We start from the raw sequence: 13,854 nt of genomic DNA on the forward strand, positions 1-13,854 counted from the left end.
CTATGATAATGGTGCTCTCAATCCGTTTTGAGGGTACCATTTTCATGAAGGAAAGTCCCAAAAACAAAAAATCAAAAGCCAGCCCCAATTTCTCCTCCTGGTTCCTGAGCGGAGTCGAAGGAAAGGAGGAGTCCCGAGTGAGCGAGGTGGTGGTGGTTTTATAAAAAAAATAGTTTAAACCACTAACATGTTAACGAGCTTGCGAGTAAATAACGCAGATGACACAGATGAAAAAAAATATTTAACCACTAATGGGCACTAATGAACACTAATTAAAGAGAAAGGCTAATTGTTTATTGTCATGACCTCCGGAGATCTCGCAAGCTCGGTAGTGAGTAAGAATGACGAAGCTATCTCGCATTAAAAGAACTATTGTCAGTTACTCACCTGCGCTTAAACTATGGTGCATGAAATTAATTATCTATTATGCAACACTCGACCATTTGACTTTCAAGACTCTTGGCCTTTTTGACTTTCCAGACTTTTTGACCTTTTGACTTTCAAGACTCTTTGACTTTTATTGACCTTCGCTCTAACTTGACAGATTTGACAAGCCAAACTCTCCCCTCTATATTTTACATTTGCAATTACTAAACAACCAAAAACTAAATAAGCTTTCCATGAACCGCTTTGGCATGATCATTGCCAAAATTGAAGCAGAAATTTTAAACAAAAAAATAGTATCAAATGGAACTCGGAAACCTACCTCAGGACATTGCACAGGAAATTGAAAACAACCCCACCATTTCTCAAATTGTTCAACTGGCTGAACGCATCCTTAATCAGGGGGATAGTGAAAATGCATCAAAAATTTTAGATTTAGTTTTAGAGGGCTGATAACTGACTCCAAACAGTTAGTTATTTAAAAGCTTGAAAGTTGTGTGGAGACTTTCAGGCTTTTTTAATATCTTAAATTCGCAATGAGCTCATTTTGTATATATATAAACGTAAACAATAAAGGATGAAAATCTAATTGATTTTCACCCTTTCTATTTCATTCCAAAATATGATTTATTGATTTAAAATTTCTTCAATAACAACAAAAAGAGAAAATTAATAAGATATATTTGTCTTTTAATTCTCGATGGTTGTTTGATCAAACGATAAGCCCATTCTAGATTATTACATACCCACCATTGTGGTGCTCTTTTGACATTTCCAGTATACACATCAAAACTACCACCTAGTCCTTGATAAATAGCCGAATGAGATTTCATCATTTCTTCCATAAGCAACTCCTGTTTAGGTGAGCCCATAGCCACGAATACAACATCAGGTTGTTTCTCAATAATATCTTTAATTAAAAGATCTTTTTCTTCAGTACTTTTAATATATCCATTTCGATAATTAAGTATATTAATACCTTCAAACTCTGATTTTAATTTAAAAATTGTTGCATCAATAATTTCTTGTTTACCACCTACAAAATAGAATGTCTTTTCTTTATAAAATTTACTTATAATTTTGAGCCATAATTCACAACCTGGTAGTTTTATCACATCTTTATACCCCTTACTTTTTAGAGCCCACACAGCACCAATACCATCCGAATAACCTATATTTCTATTAATTATATCACGGGTTTGATCTGTTGCATGTAATATTTTCTCAGCATTAACAGCTACTAGTATTCCTCCCTTTGCTTCAAAATTATGCAATAAATCATCGGAATTTACAAAAGGATAAACGTTTATCCCATTTACAATACATGGCCTTATATTACAACTTTTCATCAATTTTACTTTTCTCTAATAGATAATATGACATCGCATTAAACATGAAGGCATTACTCCATCTCATATAAGATATTTTTGAACTCATCCCTTTTTTTAATTGATAATAGAAGAATCCTTTTTTGTCTTGCATATTCTCTACTGACCAATTTAAAACCTTTTGAGCTAAATCTGAATATTCATTCATTTTACCTATACGTGACAGCGTAATCAACAACTGACCAGGGCAATGAATATCAATGGGATATGTTTTATCATGGTAATATTTTGGAGTACCGTCAGCTTTAAAAAAGTTTTGAATATAGAAGTTAAAGCCTTTTTCAATATGTGCTTTAAAGGAATGATCTTTTGTGAATTCTTGATAAGCAATTAAACCATCCAAATTATACCCTGTATGAAAACTATCTTTCCAATTTTGCACAGGTAATAAACCATACACCCAAGAGCCATCTTCTTCCTGCCCATCAATACATGCCAAGACTGACTGCTTTGCGGCTTCAGCATACTCATTTTTTCCTGTATAATGGTAACAGTGACTTAATAACTTACTACCCAATAAAGAAGCATTATATACTGTATTATTCCCTTTCAGAGGACTATATGAAAACAAAAAGCCCTGATCACATTTCGTTCTATTTAGGTCATTTAAAATAAAATTAGCCGAAGATAAGGCTACATCCAGATAAGTTTGATTCTTAGTTATCTCATAAGCCTCCATTAAGGCCGTTGCGCAAAAAGTAGTTGCTACAACAGTAGGCGTATTATTGGGAAACAGAAATAATCTTCTGGCCTGCCAATCGAAATTATATCCCCAACATGCCCCTGAATACCCCTTGGATTGCATTGAAATTAAAAGTAAAGCCAATTCATTTATCTTGGATAAAATTTCCTGATGCGTACCAAATTCAGTAAAACCTGACTGGGCAACTTTGTATAAATTACAATATCCTGTTAAAAACAAGCCTATCCCTTTAGAATTATGCTCTTTAGACACAAGTAATAGCTTACGTAAATTTATTGGATTCCTTTTAAAAGTTTGTATCCAAATCAACCTAGCAAGAGGCCATTTCTTAAAGGGGAAAAACTGGAATATCTTAGAATTCAATCCATCATAAGGATCCCAGCCTTTAAAGTTGCAATCCTCACAATATTTCTTTAATTGATTAAAACTTATTTGAATGCTGCTTATCATTGATTACAATCTATCTATTTTGAAAGATATTAATTCGTTCATCTACAATTTGACCACCCTCAATAATTAAGGCATTACCTAAAACTTCATTAGGTTTATCGGTTATAATATCATCGATATAACCTGAAACGATTTCACTCAAATAAAATGATATTGTTTTATAAAATAATGATGGCGTATGATCGACTGCGTAATGGGTAACTCCTTCTACAACATAAATAGGATTTTCAATAGTCGTAGGCACACTAGTTTCAATCGCACCGGCTGCGTCACAACTAATGTCTATAATCAAAGCTCCAGCTTTCATTATAGATAAATCGCTTTTATAAATTATATGATCAGTTCTATTGGTATCCCAAAGAATACCGTTTACAATAACATCATATTCAGACATTTCTTTTCGAAGTAAACTCTCAGTTCTTCTATCATAAACAGTTACATCTGCACCAAGAACAGTCAATATTTTCAAAGCTCCTCTTGCTATATTCCCTCTTCCTATAACAGCTACTTTAGTATTATAAGGGAATAAACCATGCAAAGTATAAGCATGCATTATTGCAGCTTCACCTGCAATTTCATTGTTCTTATAAAAGGTATGTCTCCCATCTTCAAACATATCTTCCCAAGCATACGCCGACAATTTATTCTTCACTAACGCATCTGTAATTTCTTTATTTTGCACAGCATGTACCCAACCAAAAATAGTTTGACACGACAAATCTTTTAAATATTCTGCATCCCCAATTTTAGGGTCACAAATAATATTTTTTGACAAAACTTCCTCTCTAGATACTACATTAATTCCCAAACTAGAATAATCGTCATCAGTATAGCCCATAACATCACCATAACCTGATTCAATATAAATTTGATTTTTATATTTCACACCACTTAAATGAATAGGAAGCAAAGCACGTCTATTCTCATTTTCTTTTACCGAAATAGGAAATCCAATTGTTTTCATAAGATAAAATTTATATGTTTTGTATTAATCTTTTTAGTTTACCTCGTTTTGTTCTAGGTAAGTTTGGGCACACCTTAACTATAGCACTAATTCGTTCGCCAAAAGTATTCTTAAAGTCCAAAATTATATTTTGAATATCATCTTCTCCAAATGATGAATTAACTGTCACATGAAATTCAACTACCCCATATTTCTCTTGAAAAAATTGAAATGACAATACATTCTCCAATGTTTTAGGGCGTGTTAAGACGGTGCATGGAATACGCTGCCTATCAAAATCATATACATAATCTTGTGATCGCCCCAAAATAGATACTACCATACCAGAATCATCTAAAACAATATAATCCTCCGTTCCATAGCGAATAAATGGCATTGCATCATTTATAAATCCTGTTGATACTATTTCTGCAATTTGATTACCATCAGCATCTCTTTCAATAGGGATAAATTCAGTATAACCATAACTATTATAAAATTTGTACTTTCCTAAATTTACTGATATGGCAAAAGCCACATGTTCATTTTGACCATATAAATCAATCAATTCACAATCAGGCAATACTGATTTAACAAAAATTTTATCCTCAATACTAAAAATTTCTGAGCTTGTTAATATTCCTTTAATACCGGAAAGTTCTTTTTCCAACCTTAATTCTACAACAATCCTCAAAAATATTAACAGTGAACTAGGATAGGCATGAAGACAATTAATATTATACTTTTTAATAGACGTCAAATATTCTTGTATAGTATCCGCAGTCAAGTCATAAGATGACAAAATTAATTTATTATTTATAAAGGAACTTAGTCCATTCTTAGGTCTAACTCCTCTTAGAACTGCAACATTTAAATCATTACCAATTAAACTAAAAGCGTAATCCACATATGACATCTCGCGAATTACATCTTTATAACTACGATAAAGGTTTAAGGATTTCCCTGAGGTTCCTCCAGTAGATGACTTTAATAATGTAAATTTTAGATATTTCTTAGACAAGAATAAATTTTCATTATTTAGAACTTCATCTTTTCGCAATATTGGACAATCAAGAAGATTATCTTGCTTATATTTTTTATAAAACTCAACATCCTCTTTAAACTTCCCAAAATAAGTATCCAAATGACTCTCATCAAAATTTAAAATATTCCTATATGTTCGTTTATATAAAGGAGTGTGTCTGAAAAACTTCTTAATATCCATAAAAAACTGTTAAACATATTTTAAATTTGTTTCCTATCTAACTCTGATTGCATTAAAACAAGTATTATCACAAAAGATGGAATTGAAATAGTCGAATAAAATACATGACCTGCTAAACTAGCTAAGGCAAAAATAATCAGGGTAAAAAACAAATAAAATCGATTTGAATAAAATTTACTCTTAACTAAAATTATACGTTTTTGGCATTAGTTTCTTTAAGTAATAAAAGATAAAAAATTCCAAAAAAAGGAACTAACATTGCATTAAACACTACGTGTCCTGCAAAAATACTATGACCTATTATTAAACTAAAACTTAAAAATAAAATAATTGATAAAAAAGTTGTTTCCTTGACAAAAAATCGAAAGCTCTTAAAAAATAAGGAAACAAAAATAAATAATAAACTAGATCCAAAGAACCAACCATACGAAGATATAATCTCGTGAAAGTCAGCCTCAATCATTCGTTTATATGTTAAACTCATATAATTACCAACATAGGCTGATGAGCCCGTGAAACCGCGTCCAAAAATCCATTCTAAGCCGTTAAAATTATTTATTGACGATATGGCTCCCTCAATTAAACTACCTCGGGCACTTTTAAACCCTGCAGTTGTCATTCTTTCTAATACATAATCGTCCGCTAAATTATGAATAAACCAATAACCTAAATAGAAAATACCTGCAGGAATTCCTCCACCCAAAATCCATTTATAAAACAGTCTTGTCTTACGTGAGATATTAAGTTGCTTATCTTTAATAAAACCAATGTAAAATACAGAAGTAATTAAAATTAAAGGAACACTTATTATTACACTACGAGTACCTATTAAGAGAGTTCCTGTAACTATAATTAAAAGAATAATATATGACTTTAAATTTCGATTTATTGCTAGATATAGAATAGCTAATGACAGACTCATTATACATGCTAAACTGAAATCGTTACCGCCTGTAAAAAAGGCTTTTACCCCAAATCCAAAATCATCTCCATAACTTTTCACCCCAATTCCTGTAAAAAAACAAAGTATATTGATACTACACGATATTATCCCCCAATAAACCCCTAGTTTTATACTAAAATCAGTATTTATTCTATACTCGTACCTTTCAATGTATATTAAAAAAAGATAAAAGTAGAAAAGCTTAGATATCATATTTAATTCAAGGAAGATATTAGCCTCTCTTTCTAGCAGATACCATATAATACTCGCGATAAAAAAAAGAATAATATTAAGTGTTAAAACAAATTTATATGAGGTTAGGCGACTTTTTAAATAGGAATAAAAGAGAAAAATCATAACTACACCACGGAAAATAACACCGATTGGAGTATCAATACCAACAATATTTTGCAGATATCCATTAATCATATCTACTATAATGGATAGTATAATAACAACAAAAAATAAACACTCGTGATAATTCGTAAGTCGTTTTATTTTAAATCCCATTTTAGTCAGTAATATTATCTTGGTATAACTTAATAAAATCAATAATCTGCCTATTCCACGAGTAGACTAGTTGCAGTTTTGATTGAACCCCTTGTCCATTAAAATCACTACTTAATACGCGTCTTATTTTTTGAGCTAATTGTAAGTGAGACTCAATATTCGAATCAAAAGATTCTCCAATATATGTTTGTAATTGCTCTTTAAACTCGTCGATTACTTTATTAAAACCGATAACAGGGATACCCATTGCAAGAGCCTCTAAATATACTAATCCAAAGCTTTCACTTTTACTTGGCAAAACCATTATATTAGCTTCTGTATATAGTTTAAGGATTGACTCTATTGGTTGTCGATCAAATAGTTCTAAATCAAAATTCCATTTTTTACTTTTTACAAAATCGTGACCATTTTTGTTACAAACAATTTTAAGTATAACGGTTTTCTTTAGTACTTCGTCGTTTTCGATACTCTCTAATAAAATATCTAATCGTTTTATAGATAGAGAGTGTGTTAAGCCATTAAAGAAAATATTTTTTTTATTTGCATTACCTGTTTTTATAATGTCAGTTTCGTTTTTAAATAGTGTGAAATCAATAGGATTCGGTATTTTGACCAACTTTTTTAAATCACCCAATTTATAATCTAAATGGTAGTTGTAGGCATAATCCGAGATATAAATAATGTTTGTTGAACATTCAAAAGATTTTTTTAGCAGAGATAGATACCTTTTATTACTCTTAAGATTAGGTTTTTGCCAAAAACCGTGATCGGTTACAATTACATTACAATTAACACTCAATTGTTTTAATATAATTGGTGATACATTGGATAAAGAGTGTACATGTACAAAATCAATTTTATTTGTTTTAAGGTAATTTGAGAGAAATCTATAATAAAAAGAGGCAAATACAACGCTATTTAATGGTATGATAAATAGTATTTTCCTATTCTTAAGTAGAAGAAGTATAAATCCTACTATAACATTGAAAAGATATGCAATTTTACCACAACCTAAAACTTGTATTTTTTTAAATTGATGTGGTTTGCGAGGTTTATGATAACATAAATCTATTGAATATCCATTGTTAGTTAACGTTTGTACTAGGCCATGAATATGTGTTGCAATACCACCAGGTGTTTTCCCACCATATGCCATAGGCAAAGCCCCAATAATTAATCCCTTTTTCATATCAACCCTTTATGCGTTTAAGTATATCTCTCGTAACAAGCTCATTACTAACCGAAAAAGTATGAGTAGCAATTATGCCTTTTTGTAATTGGTCCGCAGTAATAATATCAATAATATCTTCTTTATATACACTTGAAGATAATTCAGTTATTTTTGCAATATTATAACCGTACCCATAGCATTTTGAACAATTTTGAGATACTCTAAATAACTCATTATCCTTCTCATATATATATCCTCCACATCTAGAATCTCTAACATCAACCTTTACAGGATTATTCTTTACTGGAGTCCAATTATTTGTTAATAAATCATCAGAATAATATATAGACAAATAAGAATCATAGCCATCACTAGTCAATTTTTTCTCTGAAGTAAAAAGCCACCACAGACCATCATGTTTTACAACACTAGTATCAGAAGCAAGAATTCCTTCCATTAAATTCATAGAAAATTCCCATTTATAAGGGAATTCAATACATTTATACAGTTCTATTGTTTCTGACTTTGCAGTCTCAGGAATCATAAAATATTGTCCATTATCTAAAAATACATAAGGGTATGAAAGATGATGCCCCTTATCTAATATGATTTCACTATCTGTAACTATTCCTTTCTCATCTACTTCCATTACAGAAAGATGAGCAAATCCTTTCTTATATATCAACTCTTCGACAAATAGGAAATACTTACCTGCCTCTTCAACTAGAAAAGGGTCGGCCCAAAAGCGATCCTTAGGCGGCACAAGTGTTATCCACTCGTCAATTGAATCTATTAGTTTATATTGTATTTGCCATTGTGTTTTATAAAATAGACTATCTATTGTTTTTGCAAATAGATTTTTCATTAATCTATAAAACAACTTACTAGTTGAAATATCATTACTAAGGTAAGATACACTATCTGTAACTAAATTACCAAGAGTGGATTTTATATATATAATTGTGAGAAGCTTGCTTAAAATCTCATGTCTTGTTCTAAATAAAAACAGATAATCAGGACGAGTTTTAAATTCGTACTCGTTTTCTATGCCAATTGCCTCTTTAAGGGTATATGAAACCGAAATAAAATTACGTTTATTAACAATAATGTCATTAAACCAATCTAATTCGTAGGCAAAGGGAATCCCATTAATCTTAATATTAAAAAGGCCCTTAGTAATACTTTTAGACTCTGAACTTAAATTCAAACAGAAACAATCGCTAGATATCTTATTAACGAAATGGCATTTTTTTGTGGTTCTGTTTAAGAAGCTCTCGTAAAAGTGTATAAAATTCAGACCCCAACTGCTACTATTAGTCGATTTCGTAATATTGCAAATAGTTGTAATGGGCAGCTTATTAATAGTAATTAATTTATTAAAATGGCTTGCCTGTATTAAAGAGTCTTCATTTACAATAACAGAAATATTCATAAGTCTATTTTTTAAAGAATCCTCTTAGTCCGTATTCTAACGAGTCGACAAAGTTAAATAGTTTAGTATGCTTAGTATTAAGTCTAAACTCGTAGATAGTTCTAAAATCGGGTGTTAATTCAAATTTCCATGAATATCTTCCTCCACCTAAATCATATTTATCAACGTCATCAATATTATTATAGCTATACTCTATTGTATCGTATATTAATACCTGACCAATACTATATATATCATATTGAGGACTATGAGCTGTATTCCAAGAATACAAAACACCATTAGATAAAAAGGCTAATCTATAGCCTACTATAAGCCCGTTTACTCTAATTAAAAAGCAATACGACTCATCTAGTGAGACAAGCTCTTTATACAGATCGAATTTACTATCGAATACACTACCCCCTCTGTTAGCATCATTAGCTCTATTTTGATGTAACTCAACAATTTCATCAAAAGGTATTTCTGTGCCACTTAAACATGAAAATTCATAATCCTTCTCTTTACTAAATTTCTTTCTACGTTTTACTAATTTCTTTGACAAACATTTATTTTTGTAATTATCAAAATCATTCCATTTATTCAGATCTACATATGGAACTTCTATCCGACTTACGCAATTTTTGTTATAATCGTGAGTCTTTAACAAGTAAGAAAGCAGAAGTGAATTATCTGGTATTTTTGTTAAGCATATTCGTGAGTCTACAACAGATAATATCCCTTTAAATAGATGTTTAACAATGGTTTGTTTTGCACTAAAAGAATTATCGATAAGAATATCTCCAAATTCAATTCCACCTATAAACGATATCATTTCTTTTTTTAGATATCGAGGACCTGAATTAGATTTTAATAACGTACATAATCCTAAAATGGTATTCCCCTCTTTAACTGTAATTATTTGTATTAATGATGGATCCACAGAGTGTTTAATCCATATGGAAACAAAAGAATAAGAATTATAAAATATAGCATGTTTATCTTTACTGTGTAATTCATTCCAATCATTTTTGATAGTTTCTATTTCAGAACCTGAATATATTTTAATTTCCATTTTAAAAAATCGATTATTTAGAATTGAACTGTCTGTATTTGATAACCTTAGCTGGAGTTCCCACAGCAATTGCCATAGCAGGAATATCGGATGTTATTACAGATCCTGCCCCAATAATTGCCCCATCACCAATTTTGCATCCTTTAGTAATAACAACATTTGCCCCTATCCAAACATTATTGCCGATTAATATATCTTCGATAATATGATTAGAGTCAACAACACTTAACTTATCATGGATATTATGGTCGCTAGAAATTATATAACAATTTGCAGAGATCATTGTTTTTGATCCAATTGTAATATTACCAAAACCAGCATTTATTGTTGTCCCGTATGAGACAGAACTACTATCTCCTATTTGTAATTTCCCCTCTCTACCAGCTAATAATAGGCAATTATATTCTAGAGTTACTTTTCTCCCCAATTTGATATTACAATTCCATCCTAGAATAAAAATCTTTCCATTTATCCTTAAGCCTTTTCCAAATTGCAGCCCACTACACAAAAAATAAATTTTATATAGATAGCTCCGAAGAATATTAAAAGATCGAAAGCGGATAAGATTAATAAGGGTTAATAATTTACGTAAAAGCATTATTTATAGTTTTTATAGTATTCCTCAATATTTTTCATCCAAGTTTTGCATAGAAAAAATTTTTTAATAGATTGATTTTTAGATAGTACTTTATAAAAACAACACCAATAAAGACAGATATTATTTGCACAAATAAATATGAAAATATTGCACCTTCAAATCCGAATAGTGGCAATAAAATCACAGGAAAAACTAGTTGAATTATGGACAACAAAATACTCCGATGCATTGTACCAATTATATAGCCAGCCATTGTTAACATGGGAGCAGTCCATCCAATTAAATAAACAGCTACTGTTCCAATTGAAAGTATTGCAAAATAGTAAATAGAATTAACCTCAGTATTAATAAAGAATAGATCGTACACATAGAATGTAATCATTGCCAATATAAACATTAATGGTGCTGAATATTTAGTTACTCTAAAAATTTTACTTAATTTTTCATTTATTAGTTCAATACTTCCGTCTGCCCAATCTTTTGCAAAGACTGGATTAAAATTGACTTGTATGGTTGTTATCACTAAAAGAAAGACGTTTGAAAACATCATTAAAAGAGAAAACAATCCAGTTTCATTTAATGTCAAATAATAACCACTTATTAAAATCATTATATTACTTTGTACTGCACTTAGAATAACAGAGACCATGCTTACAGCGCCATACTTAAAATGTATTTTGTACCACTTGTTCGAAGTATTAACAAATCTAATATACTCTTTATTTATAAAAACGAAGATTATAAATAACATCAATTCTACAGCTGTGTAACATTTAAGTGTTATAATAAAATCGACTCTACCAATACATAGTATACCTGTCAAAATCATTAATGAACCCCAACGTAACATCTTAATTAACGAATAGAGTTTCATATTTCTGAGTCCTGATAAAAATGAATTAGAATTTTTATTTAAAGCAAATAAAAATATACCAGGCAGAACATATAGCAGCCCATGTCTAACTTCGTTGGAACTAAAAACATTAGGTAAAAAGTATATAGTAAATGATAATGCAAGTAAAACCAATGTTGACCAAACTATAATTAAAAGCTGTGATGAGCTATAAATTATAGCTAAAGCAGTTTTATCTTTACTATATTCGGATGTATGCTTTAATGTAGAGCTCTCTATTCCAGAAACAGAAATGCATGAAAACAGAGCGTAAAAAGACACAATCTGAGAATATACCCCCAAGTTTGCTATTCCGTATGTATTGGTTACTAATGTTTGTAGAATTAGTCCAGCAACTCCAACTATACCAAAACTAATAAAGGTCCATAAACTACCATTTACAAACTTATTTTCTAGAACACTTTTGACTTTTAATAAAAAATTCATCTATAATAAGTTATTCTATTAGTATTTCTAGTTTATGTGTTTTATTATTTTCGCAGGCACTCCAGCAACAACAACATTAGATGGAACATCTTTCACTACAACAGCATTGGCGCCAACTATAGAATTATCACCAATCTTAAGGTTTCCTATAATTCGACATCCTGTAGCTAACTCAACGTTATCTCCTATTGCAGGAACTCCATTTGAACCTTTCTTTCCCCCAATTGTTATATTTGATCCAATATCACAATTCACACCAATTACTGCATCATTATGGACAACAACACCTATTCCTCCATAACCAAACCTAGATCCTTTTCCGATTTTGGCAGTATAGGGTATAGCTGAGTTGTAAATAAGAAAAATCAAGAGCTTTATTATTTTAGGAATTATAGGTATATGCCATTGATATAGTTTTCTTGCTACTATATAAAGCCAGTATGCATTTAACATTTTAAATAATTTTAATTAAAAGCAACAATTCTAGCACAAGCCTTTCCATCCCCATAAGGATTATTGGCTTTAGCCATCGAATTATAATAAGCTTCATCGTCTAATAATGCTGCTACCTCATTAATAATTCTATTTTTATCAGTGCCAACCAATTTCACCGTCCCCGCATCAACAGCTTCAGGGCGTTCTGTTGTATCTCTCATAACCAAGACCGGCTTACCTAAGCCTGGAGCTTCTTCCTGAATTCCGCCTGAATCCGTCAAAACTAAGTGAGATTGGGACATCAAGTAAACGAAGGGTAGATATTCTAATGGTTCAATGAAGTGAACATTGTCAGTTGACAGTTGTCCGTTGTCAGTTGATCCAAAAACTTCATTTATTGGTTTACGAACGTTTGGATTCAAATGCATTGGGTAGATAAAATCTACATCTGGGTAAGTTTCTGCCAATTGTTTGATAGCGTTGCAGATGTTTAAGAAACCATTGCCAAAATTTTCACGACGGTGACCAGTAATCAAAACGAGTCTGCGACTTTCGTCGGTCACTAGTGAATGGTCATTAGTCAATGGTTGATCAAGAGTAGCAGACAACTCTTTCATCATATAGTGTTCTACAACCTCACTCTTTAATCCACTTGCTATAAGTTTGGACTCCACTTGTTCTTTCAAGTCTGAGCGTTCTTTGATTTGATCCAAGACCATATAAAGGGCATCGATCACCGTATTCCCCGTCACAAAAATATTTTCATCTTTAATGCCCTCAGCTAATAAATTATTTTTGCTCGTCTCAGTTGGTGAGAAATGATAAGTCGCCAATCGACCTGTCATCTGACGGTTGGCTTCTTCAGGCCATGGCGAGTATAAATTATGTGTACGCAAGCCTGCTTCAACATGCCCCACAGGAATTTGCTGATAGAAAGCAGCCAATGCAGAAGCTGTAGACGTCGTCGTATCACCATGTACCAGAACTAAATCAGGTTTTACCTCAGTTAATACATCACGCATTCCCAATAAGACACGAGAAGTGACATCATACAAATCCTGTCCTTGTTTCATTAAATTCAAGTCATAATCGGGCTTGATTTCGAACAGGTCCAAAACCTGATCTAACATCTCTCGGTGCTGTGCCGTTACACAAACAATGGTTTCAAATTGTTCCGTATTCTTTTGGAACTCCTTAACCAGTGGGGCCATTTTGATGGCTTCAGGTCGGGTTCCAAACACTAACATTATTTTCTTCATAATCTTTTCTTAAATAACCACAG

The 13,854-nt window shown here is 31.3% G+C and carries 14 protein-coding genes; 2 read left to right on the forward strand and 12 right to left on the reverse strand.

The window, feature by feature from the left end; translation table 11 throughout:
• Positions 1-8: 8 nt before the first annotated feature.
• Complete coding sequence (locus EV201_RS16350; RefSeq protein ID WP_165389594.1) at positions 9-164, forward strand: hypothetical protein; 156 nt, start codon at positions 9-11, stop codon at positions 162-164.
• 523 nt (positions 165-687) lie between these two features.
• Positions 688-837, forward strand: coding sequence for a hypothetical protein (locus EV201_RS16355; RefSeq protein ID WP_165389595.1), 150 nt, complete (start codon positions 688-690; stop codon positions 835-837).
• 182 nt (positions 838-1,019) lie between these two features.
• Here EV201_RS16355 and EV201_RS05380 read toward each other — a convergent pair whose 3' ends face one another.
• The 12 genes from EV201_RS05380 to wecB form a co-directional block, all read right to left on the reverse strand.
• Entirely contained in the window at positions 1,020-1,733 is a 714-nt protein-coding gene (locus EV201_RS05380) for a WecB/TagA/CpsF family glycosyltransferase (protein WP_130306357.1), read from the reverse strand.
• The gene (locus EV201_RS05385) at positions 1,720-2,727 is read right to left on the reverse strand and encodes a glycoside hydrolase family 88 protein (RefSeq protein WP_207224395.1); all 1,008 of its coding nucleotides are present in this window, start codon (positions 2,725-2,727) and stop codon (positions 1,720-1,722) included. The genes EV201_RS05380 and EV201_RS05385 overlap by 14 nt, the downstream gene beginning before the upstream one ends.
• 208 nt (positions 2,728-2,935) lie before the next feature.
• The gene (locus tag EV201_RS05390; protein WP_130306358.1) at positions 2,936-3,889 is read right to left on the reverse strand and encodes a N(5)-(carboxyethyl)ornithine synthase; all 954 of its coding nucleotides are present in this window, start codon (positions 3,887-3,889) and stop codon (positions 2,936-2,938) included.
• Positions 3,890-3,899: 10 nt separating this feature from the next.
• Positions 3,900-5,093, reverse strand: a complete 1,194-nt coding sequence (locus EV201_RS05395) for a hypothetical protein (RefSeq protein ID WP_130306359.1) — start codon at positions 5,091-5,093, stop codon at positions 3,900-3,902.
• A gap of 190 nt (positions 5,094-5,283) precedes the next feature.
• Positions 5,284-6,546, reverse strand: a complete 1,263-nt coding sequence (locus EV201_RS05400; RefSeq protein ID WP_130306360.1) for an O-antigen ligase family protein — start codon at positions 6,544-6,546, stop codon at positions 5,284-5,286.
• A gap of 1 nt (position 6,547) precedes the next feature.
• Complete coding sequence (locus EV201_RS05405) at positions 6,548-7,735, reverse strand: glycosyltransferase family 4 protein (protein ID WP_130306361.1); 1,188 nt, start codon at positions 7,733-7,735, stop codon at positions 6,548-6,550.
• 1 nt (position 7,736) lies between these two features.
• Positions 7,737-9,149, reverse strand: coding sequence for a glucosamine inositolphosphorylceramide transferase family protein (locus EV201_RS05410; RefSeq protein ID WP_130306362.1), 1,413 nt, complete (start codon positions 9,147-9,149; stop codon positions 7,737-7,739).
• 4 nt (positions 9,150-9,153) lie between these two features.
• The gene (locus EV201_RS05415; protein ID WP_130306363.1) at positions 9,154-10,200 is read right to left on the reverse strand and encodes a GNAT family N-acetyltransferase; all 1,047 of its coding nucleotides are present in this window, start codon (positions 10,198-10,200) and stop codon (positions 9,154-9,156) included.
• Between the two features lie 13 nt (positions 10,201-10,213).
• Positions 10,214-10,798, reverse strand: coding sequence for an acyltransferase (locus EV201_RS05420; RefSeq protein WP_130306364.1), 585 nt, complete (start codon positions 10,796-10,798; stop codon positions 10,214-10,216).
• A gap of 34 nt (positions 10,799-10,832) precedes the next feature.
• Positions 10,833-12,137: a lipopolysaccharide biosynthesis protein gene (locus EV201_RS05425; protein WP_130306365.1), complete on the reverse strand. Its 1,305-nt coding sequence runs from the start codon at positions 12,135-12,137 to the stop codon at positions 10,833-10,835.
• A gap of 27 nt (positions 12,138-12,164) precedes the next feature.
• The gene (locus EV201_RS05430) at positions 12,165-12,590 is read right to left on the reverse strand and encodes a serine O-acetyltransferase (protein WP_130306366.1); all 426 of its coding nucleotides are present in this window, start codon (positions 12,588-12,590) and stop codon (positions 12,165-12,167) included.
• A gap of 11 nt (positions 12,591-12,601) precedes the next feature.
• Positions 12,602-13,831 carry a non-hydrolyzing UDP-N-acetylglucosamine 2-epimerase gene (gene wecB, locus EV201_RS05435; RefSeq protein WP_130306367.1) on the reverse strand — a complete coding sequence of 410 codons (1,230 nt, stop codon included), beginning with the start codon at positions 13,829-13,831 and terminating at the stop codon, positions 12,602-12,604.
• Positions 13,832-13,854 lie beyond the last annotated feature (23 nt).

Origin of the sequence: Ancylomarina subtilis, from assembly GCF_004217115.1 — a bacterium.
In the GTDB taxonomy this organism is placed as follows: Bacteria; Bacteroidota; Bacteroidia; order Bacteroidales; family Marinifilaceae; genus Ancylomarina; species Ancylomarina subtilis.